Below are 21,036 nucleotides of genomic sequence, written 5' to 3'. Positions count from 1 at the left end.
TGTATCATTAGGTAACGATCTCGATGGGAGGGATTTGTGATGAGTGCGGCTATTTTAGCAAATATGGCGATTTTATTATTGGCGATTTTATTGTTTTTCTTTTTACGAAAAGGAAAAGTATTAGAAGACGTGAATGCGCCGCTAGAACAGTTTGGTTATTTTGTTGGGGTGACGGTTGTTGGAATATTATTGATGCGGTATTCGGTAGTGGTTTCTGGGGCGAGATACGACTATCGTTTTTTATTGTACGCGTTATCGATCAAATACCTTGGACCAAAAGTCACGTTACCAAGTATCGGTGTGATCACACTGTTTCGTTTTGTATGGGGAGTCGATGTGAACTCGCTTAGTGCATTGGCTTTTGGTGTGATTTTGATGTTGACGATCGGTATCATGTACAATATTCTAAAAAAATATGTTGGACCGATCCAGCAAGTGATTGGTTTGATTTTGTATATTTTCGCAATCAGAATAGTACTAAACGTCATCATCTATAAAAATATTGCCAGAGATTTTGAGTTATACATGGTATTGGTTGCGTCAAGTATTGTGATGTTTGGAATTTTATTTGTAGTGTTTTCACGTATCGTACAGATTCAAGAACGCTCAGAAATCGATTTTTTGACAAAGTTACGGAACAGTCGACGGTTTTATCAAGATATTTCGGATATGAAACGTGAGACGAAAGAGATGGTTCTTAGTGTGATCGATATCGATTACTTTAAGCAAGTCAATACCGTTTACGGACATCTGGCTGGTGATCACGTCTTGCAAATGGTAACCAAAGCCTTTTTAGAATTTGAACGTGACTCATTTGTTTTTTATCGAATGGGTGGTGAAGAATTTACGTGTTTGATTTATGGTAAGTCCTTAGAAAAAGCCAAAAGTTTATTAGAAACTTTACGAGAAGAAGTCTCACAATTAGATAGTGGATTAAAAACAAAAGAGGGAACTACTTTTCATGTCACATTTTCAGCAGGCGTGACGACAGTAAATCGAAAAAATCCAATTACAGAGGCACTTGAGGCAGCGGATAAAGCTTTATTTCAGGCGAAGGATAATGGAAGAAATCAATTAGTTGTGGCAGATCAATTTAGTACACGAAATGGGGAAGTCGAATGGCTACAATGAACGAGCAGTTTTATTTGGTATATCAACCGATCGTATTTGTTTCAGAAAATCTAGAACATCATACACGTGAGTATGAAGTGTTATTGCGATCAAGAGAAACACACCGTTTTCCTAAGCAAATATTCGATAGATTATTACGTTCAGAGACTGAATACTCAGCATTCATGCTTTGGTATGCTAAAACACTTGAACAAAAATTGATTGAGTGTCCAGAGATCAGTGTTTCAGTAAATGTTCAATTGGATCAATTTTGTCATGAAGGGACACGCCATTTTTTGGAGATCTTAGCCCCTTATGCTACACGAGTCATTATTGAAATGACGGAGCATGAACCACAGTTTTTAGAGCAAGAAAAAATCGACACCTGTTTTGCCCAAATTCGAGCGCAAGGATTTTTAATCGCCTTAGATGATGTCAATACGGGACGAAACAATCTGCAGCTACTTGAACAATATGCTAGTGAAGTCTATCGATTAAAATTTTCGTTATTACATTTTAAAGAATTATCACCAGCTAACCTGGCTTCATTATTAGAAGGGTGGCGTCATGTTGCCAAAATGTATAAAAAAGAATTCGTAGTCGAAGGAATTGAATCAAGCTGTGTGTCAAAATATTTAAGTGAACAAGGCATCTGCTTACAACAAGGATATTTATTTGGCAAAGGGAGTTGCCTAAGTTGTGAGTAGTAAGGAGAAAGTGAAGATGAAAAAGTGGCTAAATTTTGTAGAATCAAGATACACGCAATTTTTTAGGCCGAGCAATAATGAATTACAATACTAAAGAATGAAAGTGTGTTCTGATAAAGCAATAGAAAAATTCCCTCTAACATTTGATGATAGAGGGAATTTTTTTATTTGGTTATAAGCTTAGTAACGGAATAGACACCTGGCTGAAGTGGATGATCAATAAGTTTTTCAATCATTTTATTAAATGTATAATGATCATCTAATAGCACGATATAATCGTATTGTGATAATAGTGCGTTAAACTCTTTATCATCCATTATAAAGTTTTCACGCGCCTCGACGTTTGGTGAGAATAATGTATATTTTCCAACTGATTGCACCAAATAGCTATCAACAGAGGATTTATCCGCTGAAACTACGAGATAGCGTGATTGATTAAGCTCCATCGTATCTGCATTGATTGCTTGAAATTGTCCAGGAATGGTAGTATCGTATGTTTTATTTGTGAATAAAATGCCGTTTGTTTCAGAAAGAATCAATAATAATGAACAGAAGACGAGCAATAGTGTACTAATTTGATAGAGTTGTTTGCTTTTTAGTGAGGCGAAACTACGATAGGTGCGTTTTGCAAATACTGGTTCATAAAGCAAGTCATCAAAGGTTCGTACTAGAACAAATAAACTAGATCCTAAACAAAAGAAGACGATACTAGAAGCATAGCGTTCGAATCCGGCCAATACAATTGCTTCTTGTGTGGGCATTGAAAATAAAAACATCGCGTAGATTCCGAGATAATAAAAGAAGACGATCAAAGCTTCGATTACGATCCATCTGAGCAGATGTGTTTGGCGCTTTAAGTATAGTCGGATCACAAAATAACTGATAATCAGTAAAGCAAATGTCAAGATGATTCCCTGAGTCGAAAGCGTATCGAATGAAAACACTGTGTGTAAAAATTTCTCGTGGATCGTGGACCGAATACTAGCATCTTTTTCTTGAAATAGTTGCTGATATTCCGAAAGATTTACTTGGTGTTTAGACTGAGTAAAATGGTGCGAAACATGCCAAGACCATAATCTAGAAGGTAATACAGCTGCAATTACAGGAAGTAAAAAGTGTAACAAAGTATGAGTTCTAGTTGAGCATTTTGATTCTTTGGTTAAGTGTAAATAAAGATAATACGCCGCTACAAGTATGACGAAAAAAATGGCACTATTTTTAATAATACCTAATACACCTACAGTCGCAACAAAATAGATAGCTTGCATGATTGGTCGAGAGCGGAGCGCTGAAAGGCCGGAAATACTTGCTAAAGCAATAAGCGGTAATAAAAAATCGACAAGTAAATTATCCATTCTGATTGCAATATTAAAATAGTTGAAGCTTACAATTCCAGTAAATAAAATCATAATAAACAATGTACGCGTTCGATCTTTTAAGCAAGCAAAAAATGCATAGAAACAAGTAAAGATAAGAAAGGCTTGGCTAATTAATAGTATGGGTTCATAATAACCGATGAATTTAGTCGTATAATATAAAAATAGCGCGCTACCCATTGGGTAAGAAGTAAAACTAATAATTGTATCCATCGAATCTGGTAAGCGATTTTGAGTTACTAGAAATTTAACGATTGTAGCCCAGTGTGAAAAATTATCGTAGTGAACAAGATTCGTTTTCCACAATACACTAACTAAAATCACAAAATAAATAAAAAGTAAGCTACTTTCTACTGAAAACGTAATAAGCATAGTATTTTTTCGATCCAAAAATGCCAAAATTCCTAGCAATATACCACTAATCAATAAAAAGTAAGCTACAATAGCTAGCGCCTGTAAATAAGCACCAAAATACAAACATAAAATAATCGAGCAAGCTGTAAAAAAATAACTTAACTGACTGTCGATTTTTCCTAATCGTTGAATCCCTTTTTGTAATCCCCAAAAAGAAAATAACCAAAGACTAATACGCAAGAACATCAGCATGTGTTTGTTCTCCTTTAATAAGTGTTTGAATGTAAGTTCTAAAATGATGGTCTTGATAGAGCTCTTCTATATTTTTTATTCGATAACGATAGCGTTGAGGTGCTTCCTCTTCGATAAATTCTAAAATCAGCGTGAATGAATCAACGTGTAAGCGATGGAATACATTTTCTGTAGTAGATATAGTACTTGAAAATACTAAAGTTTCATAATCGAAGTATGTCCATTCTAACTCTTCATTTTGGATTGGAATTGCCAAATGAGCAGCAGGATAGTAACTTGGCTTGTATGCTCTAGGCTTCGCTTGCTGTATTCGATTTTTGATATTGACGATAAATCGATCAAAGTTTGTTACCCAAGGATCTCGAGTCTGAGGGAGCGAGTGATTATATGCGCTATAAATCAACAATAAATACTCTAGATAGCTCGCTTCATCTGCTTCAACCAAATTCACGCCATATAACCAAGAGTCGCCTAATTTTTGTACTCGAGCAATCGTTCCTTGTCGTTTAATACGTTTATTATATTTGTCGAATAGGTAAAATGTTAAAACTGTGTCTGGTTTAATATAGTAAGGTTCTGTGGAGGAAAAGGCCAATCCATTCTCTGAGATATTATAAGTTTTTGTTTCAAGTAAACAAACTTGGTTTTCAAAAACTTGTATTGGTATTTCAGTTAAAAAACGCTCGCTTGCACGATAGATAGGTCTACCTAGAAAGAACAAAACTGAAAAGGATAGATTAAAAATATTTGTACATAACCAAAATGTGATAATACTGCCATACATGATTTCAGAACCGAATTTTCCGTAGTTAAAGGTAACGATTCCTAGAATCGACAAAAATAATAAGATAGCTGGTGGAAGTGCATAAAGTAAATCTCGTTTAGAAGATGTAGCATTTTTATTGGTTACTTTGAAGGTTTTCATCTTGATGCCAAAAGTTTGCAGTAAAATCGGAAGTACTAAAAATGGTGCGAAAATCGTTTCTTGAACTTCGCCCCATCGTTGTGTTCGAATACGATTTGAGGCATCGCGCATGGATAGATGGACCAGTATATAACTTGGTAGCCATAATGCAACCAGTTGAAAAAAATTGGCCACAACGACTTGAGTATTGAATACAGTAAATAAGATAGGTGCTAAAATATACAAAATTCGTCTTGAAAATGCCCACCAATATAAATAACTGTTTAAAAAAATTAATTTTTGCGGCAAGCTTAATTTTTTATTGGTCAATAAGTGTAGATTATGCACACTTTGAATCACACCACGACCCCAACGAATCCGTTGATTGATTACGCTTGGGATATCATATGGTGTGAGGCCGCTAGCCATCGGTTCTAAAGTTGAAATACTCTTATAGCCTTCGCTGTTAATCAATGCTCCAAGTTCAAAATCTTCTGTAATCGTATCTGTAGGAAAGCCACCTGCTGCAGCAATAGCCTCTCTTGAAAGAACAGTATTTGATCCTGTGTAGATTGCTGTATCGTGTGCATTATTAAACACATTGATTTCTTTTGAAAAGAAATCTTGCTCGTTTGGGATGTTATCTTCTGAAAATAAATTATATTGAAACACATCAGGATTATAAAAACTTTGCGGTGTTTGGACAAATCCCAAAGGTTTGACTTGTTCATCTTCGAGTCTTTGCTGTACATTTTCAATAAAGTAAGGAACTGTTTCCATTAGAAATTCTGTATAAGGAATCATATCTGCATCAAACGTAGCAACGAGCGGAGAAGATGTGTGTTTTAGTGCATTGTTGATATTTCCTGATTTAGCTTCCGTATTGTTTGTTAAGGGAATATAACCAATCGAAAATTTCTTAGCTAATGATTCGACTTCAGCACGCGCCATATCGTCAGATAAATAGATATGGACTTTATTTTTATCTGGATAGTCCATGTGACAAGCAGCATTGACGGTTTTTAACAATAAATCAGCTGGCTCGTTGTGTGTGACGATTAAGACATCGATATCTGGAAAATCTTGTGGATCTACGATTGGTTTTTGCACTGTTTTCGTTTTACTTTTGCTCCAAACTAAAATCATTGCCGTGAAATTAGAAACAATTTCACTAAACCAAAGTAAAATACCAAAAATTAAAGCAAACCAACTACCTTGTATCGGCAAAGTATATAATCCACGCCAAGTTAAATAGATTAGTGTGAAAACAAATGCAGAAAAATAAAGAATTTTTTTCAAACTATTTTGTTTAATCATGATCACTCCTTGTCTACAAAAATATATTTTTTCTGAACGTGGTAGCTAAAAAAGAAAAGAGCACTATCCACGATTAGCTTCAATGTTACTGATTTTCCGATTGGCAAAATTGTATACAATATAAAAACAATTGTAGCAGATAATATGATTTGTACGCCGACTAAGCCAAAGTATTTCAAAGCGCTATGTGAACCTTCTTGTTTGAAGACAAATGAGCGGTTTAATAAATAGTTTACAATAGCTGAAATCACTCGTGCAATCACAGATGCATTTAAAATAGAAAGATATGACAAGTTAGGTGTGAAAAAGACTAATAAAGCATATACTCCTACATCAACCAAAAATGAGAAGACTGAAGAAAAAAAGTAACGCAGAAAAACTTTATAGATGGCTATTGAGTCCTTGACTATACGAAAATGTGATGAGGCATTCTCTTCAATGTAGACTGTATCAATTGGTTCGATTACATGCTGAAATCCAGCTTTTTCAGTAGCAACGAGCATGTTCATTTCGTATTCAAAACGTTCACCTGGAACAGTTAAGCATTGTGGAATAAGTGATCTGGGAATGACTCGTAAACCTGTTTGAGTATCAGGGATCTTGATTCCTGTTGTCAGTGCAAGCAGTTTACTTGTTAAGAGATTTCCAAATTTACTTCTAAAGGGAACATCTTTACCAAAATATCTTGAACCAAGGACAACTTGATTAGGTGATTGGCGTGCACGATGAATACAAGCAAAAATATCTTTAGCTAAGTGTTGGCCATCCGAGTCGACAGTAACGAAAAAATCAGCTTCTGGATAGTGATTTAGCATCTGATTCATAGCCGTCTTTAATGCAGCACCTTTTCCTTTGTTCAAATCATGCTTTACGATACGAACATTTTCAAATGCCAATGTCTGATTAAAAATGAAATCGTAGTCCGATGAACTGCCATCATTTATAATTAAAATTGGAAAGGTAGTCGTGACTTTTTGACGTAACGTTTGGACTAATTGGACTAATTTTAAATCTGGTTCTAGTGAAGGTATTACAAGCAATACATCATTCATAAAAATCCCCATTTCTCCCCTTAATTAACTGAAACTATACTATATTATAACCATCGTTCGCTAAAAATCTAGACTAAGAAAAGAAAAAGAAAAAATTTTACAGAAAATTCAGTTAGTTTAAATAAAGCAAGTATGTATTGTAAAGGAATAGAATTAAGTAGAATAAAAATAAAATAAAAAAATTCTTAGTGTTTCTTTTCCAGTGAATTAAAACGATTTAAAAAATCGTGTTTCAATTAAAAAAAGTCAGATAAAATTGCAAGTTTTTTGAATCTGACTTATCATAAGAAAGATTAGAGAAAAATAGAAAGGAAATCGAGATGTTAACAACAGCTATTTTAGCAAATATGGCAATCTTGCTTCTAGCTATTTTACTCCTCTTTTTTATTCGACAAGGAAATAGCATTCCAGTGAAGAAGTTTAATTTGGAAACAATTTTTTATATTTGCTATGTCACGACTGTAGGTATTTTTTTGATGCTGTATTCCGTTGTAGTCGACGGAATATTATACGATTATCGTTTTTTACTATATATTTTTTGCATTAAATATTTAGGCCCAAAAGTAACCTTGCCTAGTATTTTTTTTATTGCATTGATTCGCTTTTTATGGGGATTCGATGCTACAGCTTTTAGTTCATTTACTTTTAGCTTGTTTTTTTTAATTTCCATTTATCCAGTATTCAAGTGGATAAAATGTTACATTTCACGTGACGTGCTTCAGTTGGTCCTACTAATTTTCTATTCAGTCGTTATCCGAATCATAGTGAATCTATTGTTTGATCATGTGCTTTTTCGCAACGTTGGGACTTATTTTCAACTGGTTGTAACAGGGATCGCGATGATGACTGTCCTGCTATTTATTTTAAAACGAATCAATGAGCTAAAAAAGAGAGCGGAAATTGATTATTTAACAACCTTACCGAATAATCGTAAATTTTACGCGGATTATCAGAGAAGGATCCAAAAAGAAGAATCATTGTATCTGGCAGTGATCGACATTGATTTTTTCAAAGAAGTGAATACAAATTTTGGACATTTAGCTGGTGATGAGGTATTAAAAAAAGTAACGACAAAATTTAAACAGTTTACGTCTAACCATTCTTGTATTTATCGTATGGGTGGTGAAGAATTTATTTGTTTGATTCAGGAGAAAACGATTGAACAAGCGACTTTAGAGTTAGAAGAATTACGAATAAGTATTGCTGCAATGGATAGTGGTTTGCTAGATTCTAAAGGCAACCAATGGCCGATCACGATTTCAGTGGGTGTGACAGAGTGTATGAAAACAGTACCTGTAGCAGAAATTATTCAACGTGCAGATAAAGCTATGTATATAGCAAAAGATGCTGGTAGAAATACTATACGTACGGCGTAATTAAAATTTTAATTCGTTTGGAGAGTGAAATGATGAACATTCTGATTGTTGGTGCAGGATTATTTGGATCTGTCGTCGCGCATGAGCTTGCTCAAAACGGTCATCATGTGACGATCGTCGAAAAACGCGATCATATTGCAGGAAATATTTATACCAAAGAGATAGCGGGGATACAGGTGCATCAATATGGTGCACATATTTTTCATACGTCGAATCAAGAAATCTGGAAATATGTGCAACAGTTTGCTGAATTTAATCGTTACACCAATATGCCAATAGCGAATTATCGTGGAGAGCTTTATAATTTGCCGTTTAATATGAATACCTTTAATCGATTGTGGGGCGTTGTGACGCCAGATGAAGCAAAAGCAAAGATCGACGAGCAGCGGGCACATTTAAGGAATAAAAAGCCAGCCAATTTAGAAGAACAAGCGATCTCGTTAGTGGGAACAGATATCTATGAGCGTTTGATCAAGGGTTATACACAAAAGCAATGGGGAAGACCGTGTACACAATTGCCGGCATTTATTATTCGCCGGTTGCCTGTTCGCTTTACGTATGACAACAATTATTTTGATGATTTGTATCAAGGGATCCCAATTGGTGGCTATACGAAAATGATCGAAAACATGTTGGATCATTCCAATATTACAGTCGAATTAAATACGGATTTTTTTGCGCAAAAAGCAGAACTTGAAGCTGCTGCAGATCATATTATTTTTAGCGGGATGATCGATCAGTACTTTAATTATCGATATGGCCCATTAGCATATCGTTCTTTGCGCTTTGAACATGACCTAGTAGATTGTGAGAATGTGCAAGGAAATGCAGTGGTCAATTATACCGATTCCAGTGTTCCCTATACGCGAATCATTGAACATAAACATTTTGAATTTGGAACGCAAAGGCAATCTGTACTCACAAAAGAATATCCACTAGAATGGACTCCTGGACAAGAAGCGTATTATCCTGTCAATGATCAGGAAAATACCGTACGGTTTAAACAATATTTTGACTTAACGAAAGAGCAAACCCATGTGACATTTGGTGGAAGATTAGGATTATATCGTTATTGTGATATGGATCAAATTATTCATCAAGCGTTGCATTGTGCACGAAAATTTAAATAAAAAAACAGATCTCGTAAATGCTACGAGGTCTATTTTTTTGTGTCAATAAGAAAAAACTATCAAAAATAAATTTTGAAAGTCAAAAAATTAGTTTAAAATAACAAAAAATATAATAAAAAAATAGCACGTTTAAAGTCTATGCTAAAATCATCGATGAACTTGATAATATAAGATATTCATTGTTTTTTATTTAGAATAAAATAACACTATAAAAAATCGATTCACAAATCTGTATGTGAAAATAAAGAATTGTGAATTTTTTGTGTCTTAGTTTTTGGCTATTCCATGCTACGATTTGGTCATTGTCAAAGCAGAACGACTTATAAATCTGTGATTTAGTTTTCTTTTTACAAAATAGAAGAACAATAGATGATCTTTTATTTTGTAAAAAGAACAGGCAATAATTTTATATTTATCGGAGGAAGTTATATGGAATTGCATTCAACAAAGACACGTAAGGTATCTGTTTGGCTTGCACTAATCGTGTTAGCGTTACAATCATTGGTCCCGACTTTAACAGTTGTTGCCGAGGGTGTCGAGGAAACAAAAGATAACGCAGTTGTAACTGTCAAAAGCTTAACAGAAAGTGGACAAACAGAAAATGAAGTACAGATCAAAGCTGTTTTAGCACTCGCAAACACTACAGAAACAGATGAAACAGTAGATTTAGAGGCGAACACGGCCATGACAGCCAAAAGTGAAACTGGCACGATTACGCAACCAAGCAACACGACACTTCAAGTAGTGGTACCAAAAACGACTAAAAATGAAATCGTCGTGACGTTTACTATGGATCCAAATCGTGTACCTGATCGAAAATTTACGTTGACAAGTAACACTAAAGTAAGTGAAGTGACCTTAAGTGCACCTTATCAAAGTAAAACAGTGACTACGGAATCTACAGCTTCTAGTGTCGCAACTGATTCAAGTCGTGTTACAAGTTCTAATGCAGTTGCGACTTCAAGTACTACAACAAACTCAAGTGCAACTGTTCAAAGCACGACACGTGAAAGTCAAACGAGTGCACAAGCATCTACGGAAACTACACCAAAAGAAGATGCTGAAGCTGACCCTGATCCTGAAAGTACAGTTAGTTCAACAAGTGCGACAGAAGAAAGCAGTACATCAAGCAGTACATCAAAAGCAACACAACCACGTGTCCAATCTGCAAGCATGCGTGACCCTAAAGAACTGGAAAATGTATTTACGTTTGATAGTTTGAAAATTGACGATAAAGATGTTTCCTCCGAGACAACGATTGAAGTTACATCAAACTCTAAAGTGGCATTAACCTTAACTTGGGATACGGAAAACCAAAAAGATGGTGTTGTGAATAACGACACCGCAAGCTATCAATTGCCGGATGTGTTCAAACAAGTGACTACTCCAGTACAACCCGTTATTGTAGATGGCATTCAAGTTGGGACGTATATCGTAAAAAATGGATTATTGACATTGACCTTTAATGAAGAAGCACAAGAAAATGACATTAAAAATGGAACCTTTACATTACAGTTAGAATTCGATGAATCAAAATTTAAGGAACAAGCGTTACAAGAAGTACCGTTTCACGATACGCAAGATAAGACATTGACGATTGCGATGAAGCCTAGTACGACGATTACAGAGTTAACTAAAAAAGGAGAAGCCGATCGCCAGGAAAATGCACGTAATCTAAAGTGGACGATCGACTACCTGAACTCAAGTGCAGCTACTGTAAATAGTCCAACGATAAAAGATGTATTACCCGCTGGTGTACAAGCCGCTACTTCATTTGTAGTCATTCCACTAACTATTGGTGGCGATGGGACTGTTCGTGAAGGGCAAGCGATCAAGATCACCCCGAAAAAAAATACAGCACAAGGATTTGACCTCACCTTACCTGACGTAAAAGGGTACGCGGGCTATCGAATCCAATATGAAACAGCGATCGATGATCGTACAAAAACAACATTTGAAAATCAAGTAACCGTGACAGCAAATGGAGAAACTTCTGCTCCTGTAAAATCGACGATCGACAAGTTGACACGTACGGATACTTTAGAAAAATCTGGAAAACAAGTAGATGGAACTGAGGATATTATCGAATGGACATTGACCCTAAACCGTAATGGTAGTGGCGTTACGAATGCCATTTTAAGCGATACGTTACCTGCGGGGAATACGCTTGTCAAAGATTCTTTAGTGATTACGAAAAACAATACAGAACCGGTTACGGTTTCGAGTAAAAACAATCAATTTCCAACTAAATTAGTATTAGGTAAAATTGAAGAAAATGATATTTATACCGTTACTTATCGTACAAAAGTGGATTATAGTCAGATAAATAATGGCGTCTATCAACAAAACAATCGCTTTGAAAATCAAGCAACGCTATCAGATGGTCAAACAGCGATCAATAATGCCAAAGCGACGGTAGACATCAATCGTTCACCGTTGTTGACCAAATTTGGAAACGCGACAGTCGATTACGATACGAAAAAAATTCATTGGACATTAACGATCAATGCCGCAAAACAAAATTTAAAAGATGTAATGATCCAAGATAAGATTCCTAATGGCTTGAAGTTGACTGGAGATATTTTAGTTAAAGTCGAAGGGGAAAAAGATGCAACAAAATCTCAGTTTCCAATCAATTTAAAAAAGGTGGGCACAAAAAAAGTAACCATCGAGTATGAAACAGAAATCACTGATTTTAGTCAAGGAACGTTTACGAATGAAGCAACCATCTCAGGAGAAGGGATCGGTACGGAGACCGCTACAGCAAGTCAAGGCGTGGGCATTGTAGAAAATCAATTTACCAAAAGAGCAACGGGTATTGATTATGAGAACCAAACAATCGGTTGGGAAATTACAGTCGATCCGACACGTGAAGCGATGCAATCACTGACGATTACAGATTCGTTTGTAGATAAAGGCCAAGTTTTTTCACCTAATGATTTGACAGTAACAAAAGGCGGAAAAGTCTATACTGCTTATGAACTCTCACGGGTTATGGATGGCTTTGTTTTAAACTTTAATGAATTTAGTCCAAGTAATCTATTAAATGAAAAGTTAGTGATCACTTATAAGACTTCATTTGATCCCAATAAGGTAGCTGCAGATTCTCAAACAAGCGAACCAACAGGCAAAAATAAGTATACCAATCTTGCAACATTTGCTGGTAAAACAAAATCAGGAATTGATTTTACATCTGACAAAGAAGCTAAAGCTACACAAGTAGTAAGAGAAGACTCTTGGAACGGTGGCTATAAATCGGGAACATTTGCAACTGATTTAAAAGATGCTTCTGATCGTAAAATCAACTATGAAGTGTATACCAACTATCAACGTCAAAACTTAGGGTCTAATGTACAATTTACAGATACGTTAGGTTTTGATGGGAAAATCGAAAATGTCCAAGTCTATGAATATATTGTCAACAAAGATGGAGAAGTAACAAAAGGCAACCAAGTGACAACGGGCTTTAAAACACCTGAAATCTCTGAAAAAGGCAATACGCTGACGATCGAGTTTAACGACACAGTTGAAAAACCGTATTTGATTACGTATACTGCGACGGTTCCAGAACGATCATTAGCTGAGTACACCAATAAAGCTAGCTTAATCGCAAATGGCAAAACGTCTTCTTACACGAGTACAATCAAATATGATCGCTCAGAACAATTTTTAACGAAAACATCAAATGCTGAAAATAATCAAGCCTATACCGGTGATGAAATCACTTGGACAGTTGACGTGAACAATAGTTTATCCGTTATCAATAATGCAGTCATAACAGATACGATCAGTGACGGTCATGTCTATAAACAAGATTCTTTAGTAGTGAAAGATCAAGAAACGGGTAAGGAATTCGAACTAGGTACCGATTATACACTGACTACAGAAAATCAAACATTAGTATTGGAATTTGAAAATCCATTAACAAAACATGTAGTACTGAGTTATGCCACAGTCGTTTTAACAAAAGATGGACAAATTTCAAATACTGTTTCGTTAGAGGGTTCAAATTTTGAAAAAAAAGAAATCGAGAGTTCAGAAATTACTGCAACAGCATTTGCAAGTATCGATGGACAAATGGATCCTAAAAAAGGCGTATTGCACCTGAAAAAAGTGGATAGTGCTTCAAACGAGCTCATCAAAGGGGGAAATGAAGCAACATTTGACTTGTATTATATGTTAAATGACAACCCAACGTTATTTGGGACGTATACCACTAAAAATGGGGAAGTAAGCATCAGTAATCTCCCCTTACGTGAATATACAGTAAAAGAAACTACTGCGCCGATCGGCTACACTGCAGGTGAACCATTTAAAGTGGATGTCAATAAAAAATATGCGAATAAACAAGAAAACGTGATCGTCAAAGAAGTGGCCAATACACAGCAAAAAATTGCTGCAAGTGTCATCAAACAATGGGACGATCGCGATGATCAAGATGGAATTCGTCCAACAAAAATCCAAGTACAATTAGTGAAATATCATGATAAAAAATCGAACGATAGTGAGCAAATTATAGAAACATATACGTTGGATAAAGAAAATGACTGGAAGTTAACGATCAAGGATTTACCAAGTCATGATGGGACAGACCAAAATATCTATGAATTTAGAGAAGTAGCGGTTGCAGATGGCTACACAGTAAATACTGAATTAAATACAGAGACTATGACGACGGTACTAACCAATACACATGCTATTGATACGAAAACACTTGAAGCAACTAAAATTTGGAAAGATGCCGATAATCAAGATGGAATCCGACCGGATAAAATCAATATTCAATTATTAGCTAATAACAAACAAGTTGCGGAACAAGTCGTTACAGCAGACCAAAATTGGACAGCAAGTTTTAAAAATTTACCAGTAAACGAGCAAGGTAAAGAGATCACGTATACACTGAAAGAAACAAGTGTAGCAGGATATGAAACGACTATCGAGGGGATGACGATCACCAATACGCATATTCCTGAAACGATAGAAGTGCCTGTTACTAAAATTTGGAAAGACGCCGATAATCAAGATGGTCTTCGTCCAGAAATGGTTAAAGTCGACGTACTTGCAAATGATACATTAGTCAAAACGATCGAAGTGACGGCTGATCAAGACTGGCAAACAACAGTTAAAAACTTAGCAAAATATGAAAATGGGAAAGAAATCAAGTACACGTTACCCGAACAACCTGTAGCAGATTACACTAGCACAATCGACGGGACAACGATTACGAACACCCATACACCAGAAACTACAAAATTAGCGATTGCCAAAACGTGGCATGATGCGAATAACCAAGATGGGTTAAGAAAAAATCAAGTAACCGTTCATATTTTAGCAAATGGTCAAAAATTAGCCGATCAAACACACGTATTATCTAGTGAGAACAACTGGCAAGTGACAGTAGAGAATTTACCTAAAAAAGCTGCTGGAGAAATCATCGAGTACAGTATCGTAGAAGATGCAGTGGACGGGTATACGCCAAGTGTTACCTCTAAAGTAGAAAAGAATGACATTACATTTGAGTTGACGAATACACATGACGTAGAAAAAACGAGTGTTGAAGGAACTAAAATTTGGCAAGATAAAGACGATCAAGACAGTTTACGTCCAGACTCGATCACGGTCCGCTTGATGAAGGGTGAAAAAGAAGTTGCTTCACAAGTGGTTACAAAAGAAAACAATTGGACGTTTGCATTTACCGATTTAGATGCAAAAGAAAATGGACAGGATATTCAATATACTGTAAAAGAAGATAAAGTTCCTCAGTATACAACAGCGATCAATGGCACAACGATCACGAATACACATAATGTAGAAACGATCGATATCCCAGTAACAAAAGTTTGGGAAGATGCCAATAACCAAGATGGCAAACGTCCAGCTAAAATCGAGGTTGCCTTGTTTGCCGATGGAGAGCAAGTAGCAACAAAAGAAATCACAGCAGCAGATGATTGGAAAACAACATTTACTGGCTTTGAAAAACGTTCCGCAAAAGATAAAGAAATCAAGTATACGATCAAAGAAATCACTGAAACTAAAGCATATACGACTACAATCGATGGCACAACGATCACCAATACGCACACTCCTGAAACAACTAGTGTGGATGTGACAAAAGTTTGGCACGATGCAAAAGATCAAGACGGTATTCGTCCTGAAGAAGTTGAAGTAGAGCTGTTTGCAAACAATGTTTCTGTTGGGAAACAAACTGTAACAGCAAAAACCGATTGGAAAGCAACATTTACTGATTTACCAAAATACGAAGCAGCTAAAGAGATCGACTATACTGCAAAAGAAGTGACAGAAGTTCCAGGTTATACAGCAACAGTTGAGGGCACAACGATTACAAATACTCATGTTCCAGAAACGACTGAGGTCAACGTTACTAAAAATTGGAATGATGCCAATAATCAAGATGGTCTTCGCCCTGAAAATATTCAAGTAGAATTGTATGGCAATGATGAAAAAGTTGCGACTAAACAGATAACTCAAGAAGATAACTGGCAAGCAACTTTTAAAGATCTTCCTAAAAAAGAAAATGGGAAAGAAATCAGTTACTCGATTAAAGAAAAAGCTGTTGAAGGATATGAGACGACAATCGATGGATTTACGATTACGAATACACATAGTCCAAGTCTAAAAACTGTTGATGTAGAAAAACAATGGAATGATCAGAACGATCAAGACGGCAAACGTCCATCTGAGATCACGATTCATTTATTGGCTAATGGCGAGGAAATCGATTCTCGTAAATTGACTGAAAAAGAAGAGTGGAAAACTGCATTTACAGACCTTCCAGAATATAAAGATGGTCAATTGATCACCTATTCTGTAACTGAAGATGAAGTCAAAGATTACACGCAAGCAATTGAAGGAACGATCATCACCAATACACATAATGCTGAAACGATCGATCTACCCATCGTGAAAACTTGGGATGATCAAAATAATCAAGACGGGCTACGTCCTGAGAAAATCCTAGTTACGGTATTTAGTGATAAAGAGGAAATCGGTCAAGTAACTTTAACCGCAGAAGAGCAATGGAAAACCGTTCTTCAAGGGTTAGCTAAATACAAAGATGGCAAAGAAATTACTTACACCATTAAAGAAGAAGCAGTATCTTCTTACGAAAGTTCAATTGACGGCACAACAATCACGAATACGCATGTTCCAGAAATGACGAAAGTCGATGCAACCAAAGTTTGGGAAGACGAAAATGATCAAGATGGTCTTCGTCCAGAAAGTATCGAGATCGAGTTGCTAGCAAATGGGCAAAAAGTGGCTACACAAAAAGTAACAGCTGATGAAGAGTGGAAAACGACCTTTACAGATTTACCTAAATATGAAGCTGGTCAAGTAATCGAGTATACGCTAAGCGAAGTGGCTGTTGAAGGATACGAAATGACAGTCGATGGCACAACGATCACGAATACACATATTCCAAAGACAACTTCAGTACCAGTTGTAAAAATTTGGGATGACCGTGATGATCTAGATCAGATTCGTCCAGAAATGATCACGATCCATTTACTTGCAGATGATAAAGAAGTGCAAACACGTAAAGTAACCGCGGAAGAGAATTGGCAAACAGAATTTAAAAATCTACCAACGTATCGCGATGGTAAAATGATTCATTATGCTGTAACAGAAGAAGCTGTAAAAGGATATACAACGACAATCGATGGCAACATGATTACCAATACACACAAAGTAATCGAAGTTAGTGTGGGCGATTTTGTTTGGTTAGATGAAGACAAAAATGGTAAACAAGATAAAGGTGAACCAGGAATCGCAGATGTTGTGCTGATTCTGACTGATATGAATGGCAAACCTGTCAAAGATATCGATGGAAATCTTGTTCAACCAACGAAAACAGATAAAAATGGGTATTACCATTTTGACCACTTACCAGCTGGTCAATACCAAGTAAGTATCGATAAAGAAGCATCAAAAGACGCTTTAGCAAACTTGGAGCCAACGATTGAAGGTCAAGGAACACGTGAAGAAGACTCCTCAACTTGGATCGCGACTTCAGAAAACTTGACTAAAGATGGTCAAGTCGATAACACATTGGATTTTGGTTTCGTTAAAGTTGAAAAAGATGAGCCAAATGAAAGTGATAAACCAACAAGCTCAAGTGAATCAACAAGTACAAGTGAATCAACAAGCTCAAGTGAAACAACGAATTCAAGCGAACCAACGAATTCAAGCGAGACAACAAGCCCAAGTGAAACAACAAGCTCAAGCGAGACAACAAGCTCAAGCGAGACAACAAGCTCAAGCGAGACAACAAGCTCAAGCGAGACAACAAGCTCAAGTGAATCAACAAGTTCAAGCGAGACAACAAGTTCAACTGAGACAACAAGTTCAACTGAGACAACAAGTTCAACTGAGACAACAAGTTCAACTGAGACAACAAGTTCAACTGAGACAACAAGTTCAACTGAGACAACAAGTTCAACTGAGACAACAAGTTCAACTGAGACAACAAGTTCAAGTGAAACAACAAGTTCAAGTGAAACAACAAGCTCAAGCGAATCAACAAGCTCAAGTGAACCAACGAATTCAAGCGAGACAACAAGCTCAAGCGAGACAACAAGCTCAAGCGAGACAACAAGCTCAAGCGAGACAACAAGCTCAAGCGAAACGACAAGCTCAAGCGAACCAACAAGCTCAAGTGAATCAACAAGCTCAACTGGATCAACGAATTCAAGCGAGTCAACAAGCACGAGCGAATCAACAGATTCAAGTGAAACAGAGAAACCAACAAAACCAATCGAAGTTAGCGTGGGAGATTTTGTTTGGTTAGATGAAAACAAAAATGGTAAACAAGATAAAGGTGAACCAGGAATCGCAGATGTTGTGCTAATTCTTACTGATATGGACGGAAACCCAGTTAAAGATACCGATGGAAATCTTGTTCAACCAACGAAAACGGATAAAAATGGCTATTATCATTTTGATCGTTTACCAGCTGGTCAATACCAAGTAAGTATCGATAAAGAAGCATCAAAAGACGCTTTAGCAAACTTGGAGCCAACGATTGAAGGTCAAGGAACACGTGAAGAAGACTCCTCAACTTGGATCGCGACTTCAGAAAACTTGACTAAAGATGGTCAAGTCGATAACACATTGGATTTTGGTTTCGTTAAAGTTGAAAAAGATGAGCCAAATGAAAGTGATAAACCAACAAGCTCAAGTGAAACGACAAGCTCAAGTGAAACGACAAGCTCAAGTGAAACGACAAGCTCAAGTGAAACGACAAGCTCAAGTGAAACGACAAGCTCAAGTGAAACGACAAGCTCAAGTGAAACGACAAGCTCAAGTGAAACGACAAGCTCAAGTGAATCAACAAGCTCAAGTGAATCAACAAGCACGAGCGAATCAACAGATTCAAGTGAAACAGAGAAACCAACAAAACCAATCGAAGTTAGCGTGGGCGATTTTGTCTGGTTAGATGAAGACAAAAATGGTAAACAAGATAAAGGTGAACCAGGAATCGCAGATGTTGTGCTGATTCTGACTGATATGGACGGAAAACCTGTCAAAGATATCGATGGAAATCTTGTTCAACCAACGAAAACAGATAAAAATGGATATTATCATTTTGATCGTTTACCAGCTGGTCAATACCAAGTAAGTATCGATAAAGAAGCATCAAAAGACGCTTTAGCAAACTTGGAGCCAACGATTGAAGGTCAAGGAACACGTGAAGAAAATTCCTCAACTTGGATTGCAACTTCTAAAGAATTGACAAAAAATGGTCAAGTCGATAACACCTTAGACTTTGGTTTCGTTAAACTTGAACCAACAGAACCAACAGAACCAACAGAACCAACAGAACCAACAGAACCAACAGAACCAACAGAACCAACAGAACCAACAGAACCAACAGAACCAACAGAACCAACAGAACCAACAGAACCAACAGAACCAACAGAACCAACAGAACCAACAGAACCAACAGAACCAACAGAACCAACAGAACCAACAGAACCAACCATACCAGTCGTACCATCTATTCCTAATGAAAAAGTATCTCAAAATGAATCTGGATCAACAGATTCAAATTGGATAACTTCATCTTCATTGTTAGAAAATAATTCTTCAGTAAACCCATATGCTGCGAAGACGTTACCGCAAGCAAATGAACAAACACAACGTTTCTTAATGATTATTGGAATGGTTATTGTAGCGATTGCATTGACGATTTGGAGTGTACTATTCTATAAACGTCAACAACAGTAATATGAAAAACATCTTCTCTAGACTATAAGAGAAGATGTTTTTTAATTTTCTTGAAAATTTACATTCTAAACTGGTCGGTGTTTTTAAACTATGATACGCTAAAGTTATCTAATAAAAAGGAGGTCCTTTATGTTTCGCTTACTCCGTTTGGCAATATACCTGATTGCATCAATAGTAGGATCTATTATCGTTATTCATTATTTAGCTTATCCTACTTTAGTAAGTTATCCAAGATTAGCACATGCGATGGATCGATTTGCGTATACGCAAGAGACGCTGTTATTCTTTTTCTTCTTAAGTGCTTTTTTATTTTTCTTACAATGGGAATATCGTTATTTTTCTGCAATCTATTTATATTTAGTGTATAGCATTTATTTATTTTTACTTTTTGTAGTGTTGTTTGGAAAAGCAAGTAATTATCATTCCTATTCGTTTGATTTATTTGATTTTGTAGTTCGAGATAAACGTACAATCATGGAAGCTGTATTAAATACATTATATTTTGTTCCGTTAGGTGGTCTATATGCATTCAAAGCAAAACCGTGGGAATTTGTCGTAATCGCTTTTTTCACGATTTTAGGTATTGAAACCTTACAATATGTGTTTTATGTTGGAACATTTGCGTTTAGTGACATTTTGCTGAATTTTATCGGGTGTACAATTGGCTATAGTTTAGTGAAATGGTTAGGATATCGTAGAATTCAACATCCTAAAAAAGTTGCCTGAAGAAATTAGGTGTGCTAGAATCTAGGCTGTAAACATACAACTATAAAAAGCTACTACCGGGTAGCGAAGAGTCTACTCTATTCCCATAGGTCTTTGGAGGAATAGAATAGGCTCTTTTTATTTTGAGGAGGAAAAAGACATGGCATGGATCTATTTAGTAATCGCAGGAGTATTTGAAGTAGTATGGGCGACGTTAATGAAAGCAAGTGATGGATTTTCGAAATTAGGATTTAGTATCGCGACTGTGGTTGGAATGGTGGCAAGTTTTTACTTTTTAGCACGAGCATTAAAAACGTTACCGATGAATCTAGCTTATCCGATTTGGACGGGTGTCGGTGCTGTGGGGTCGATTTTAGTCGGTGTTTGGCTGTATAAAGAAAAATTATCGCTTGCTACATGGTTTTTTGTTGGACTATTGATTATCGGAATCATTGGAATCAAGGTCACAAGTAAGCATTAGAATAGGAAAGGCTCTTTTTTTTCATAA

10 protein-coding genes are annotated in these 21,036 nt (G+C 36.3%); 7 read left to right on the top strand and 3 right to left on the bottom strand.

The annotated features are described in order from the left end of the window. Positions 1-39 precede the first annotated feature (39 nt). Positions 40-1,131 carry a GGDEF domain-containing protein gene (locus I573_RS01090; RefSeq protein WP_016184717.1) on the top strand — a complete coding sequence of 364 codons (1,092 nt, stop codon included), beginning with the start codon at positions 40-42 and terminating at the stop codon, positions 1,129-1,131. Next, complete coding sequence (locus I573_RS01085; RefSeq protein ID WP_016184716.1) at positions 1,119-1,817, top strand: EAL domain-containing protein; 699 nt, start codon at positions 1,119-1,121, stop codon at positions 1,815-1,817. Before I573_RS01090 ends, I573_RS01085 begins: the two co-directional genes overlap by 13 nt. Before the next feature lie 164 nt (positions 1,818-1,981). On the opposite strand, the gene I573_RS01080 is transcribed toward I573_RS01085, so the two are convergent. The 3 genes from I573_RS01080 to I573_RS01070 are packed head-to-tail and all read right to left on the bottom strand — an operon-like array spanning position 1,982 to position 7,084. Then, the gene (locus I573_RS01080; protein WP_016184715.1) at positions 1,982-3,799 is read right to left on the bottom strand and encodes a hypothetical protein; all 1,818 of its coding nucleotides are present in this window, start codon (positions 3,797-3,799) and stop codon (positions 1,982-1,984) included. Then, complete coding sequence (locus tag I573_RS01075) at positions 3,777-6,020, bottom strand: glycosyltransferase (protein ID WP_016184714.1); 2,244 nt, start codon at positions 6,018-6,020, stop codon at positions 3,777-3,779. Before I573_RS01075 ends, I573_RS01080 begins: the two co-directional genes overlap by 23 nt. A 2-nt stretch (positions 6,021-6,022) precedes the next feature. After that, positions 6,023-7,084, bottom strand: a complete 1,062-nt coding sequence (locus I573_RS01070; RefSeq protein WP_016184713.1) for a bifunctional glycosyltransferase family 2/GtrA family protein — start codon at positions 7,082-7,084, stop codon at positions 6,023-6,025. A 308-nt stretch (positions 7,085-7,392) separates the two neighbouring features. On the opposite strand from I573_RS01070, the gene I573_RS01065 reads away from it, so the two are divergent. The 5 genes from I573_RS01065 to I573_RS01045 all read left to right on the top strand — a co-directional run bounded on the left by I573_RS01065 (position 7,393) and on the right by I573_RS01045 (position 21,009). Further along, positions 7,393-8,448 (top strand): GGDEF domain-containing protein, encoded by a 1,056-nt coding sequence (locus I573_RS01065; protein WP_016184712.1) that lies wholly within the window; start codon positions 7,393-7,395, stop codon positions 8,446-8,448. Between the two features lie 29 nt (positions 8,449-8,477). After that, a complete protein-coding gene (gene glf / locus I573_RS01060; RefSeq protein WP_016184711.1) occupies positions 8,478-9,578 on the top strand; it encodes a UDP-galactopyranose mutase in 1,101 nt (366 codons plus the stop codon). A gap of 429 nt (positions 9,579-10,007) precedes the next feature. Beyond that, positions 10,008-19,823, top strand: coding sequence for a Cna B-type domain-containing protein (locus I573_RS11435; protein ID WP_016252701.1), 9,816 nt, complete (start codon positions 10,008-10,010; stop codon positions 19,821-19,823). Positions 19,824-19,952: 129 nt separating this feature from the next. Continuing rightward, positions 19,953-20,549, top strand: coding sequence for a VanZ family protein (locus I573_RS01050; RefSeq protein ID WP_016184706.1), 597 nt, complete (start codon positions 19,953-19,955; stop codon positions 20,547-20,549). Positions 20,550-20,688: 139 nt separating this feature from the next. Then, complete coding sequence (locus I573_RS01045; RefSeq protein ID WP_016184705.1) at positions 20,689-21,009, top strand: DMT family transporter; 321 nt, start codon at positions 20,689-20,691, stop codon at positions 21,007-21,009. Positions 21,010-21,036 lie beyond the last annotated feature (27 nt).

The sequence above is a fragment of the Enterococcus sulfureus ATCC 49903 genome (assembly GCF_000407605.1).
Classification (GTDB): domain Bacteria; phylum Bacillota; class Bacilli; order Lactobacillales; family Enterococcaceae; genus Enterococcus_G; species Enterococcus_G sulfureus.
This window is presented reverse-complemented; position numbering and strand designations above follow the sequence as displayed.

Coding starts and splice junctions, on each gene's coding strand:
- I573_RS01050 (WP_016184706.1), top strand. CDS start 19,953: ATGTTTCGCTTACTCCGTTTGGCAATATACCTGATTGCATCAATAGTA.
- I573_RS01065 (WP_016184712.1), top strand. CDS start 7,393: ATGTTAACAACAGCTATTTTAGCAAATATGGCAATCTTGCTTCTAGCT.
- I573_RS11435 (WP_016252701.1), top strand. CDS start 10,008: ATGGAATTGCATTCAACAAAGACACGTAAGGTATCTGTTTGGCTTGCA.
- I573_RS01080 (WP_016184715.1), bottom strand. CDS start 3,799: ATGCTGATGTTCTTGCGTATTAGTCTTTGGTTATTTTCTTTTTGGGGA.
- I573_RS01085 (WP_016184716.1), top strand. CDS start 1,119: ATGGCTACAATGAACGAGCAGTTTTATTTGGTATATCAACCGATCGTA.
- I573_RS01045 (WP_016184705.1), top strand. CDS start 20,689: ATGGCATGGATCTATTTAGTAATCGCAGGAGTATTTGAAGTAGTATGG.
- I573_RS01090 (WP_016184717.1), top strand. CDS start 40: ATGAGTGCGGCTATTTTAGCAAATATGGCGATTTTATTATTGGCGATT.
- I573_RS01070 (WP_016184713.1), bottom strand. CDS start 7,084: ATGGGGATTTTTATGAATGATGTATTGCTTGTAATACCTTCACTAGAA.
- I573_RS01075 (WP_016184714.1), bottom strand. CDS start 6,020: ATGATTAAACAAAATAGTTTGAAAAAAATTCTTTATTTTTCTGCATTT.
- glf (WP_016184711.1), top strand. CDS start 8,478: ATGATGAACATTCTGATTGTTGGTGCAGGATTATTTGGATCTGTCGTC.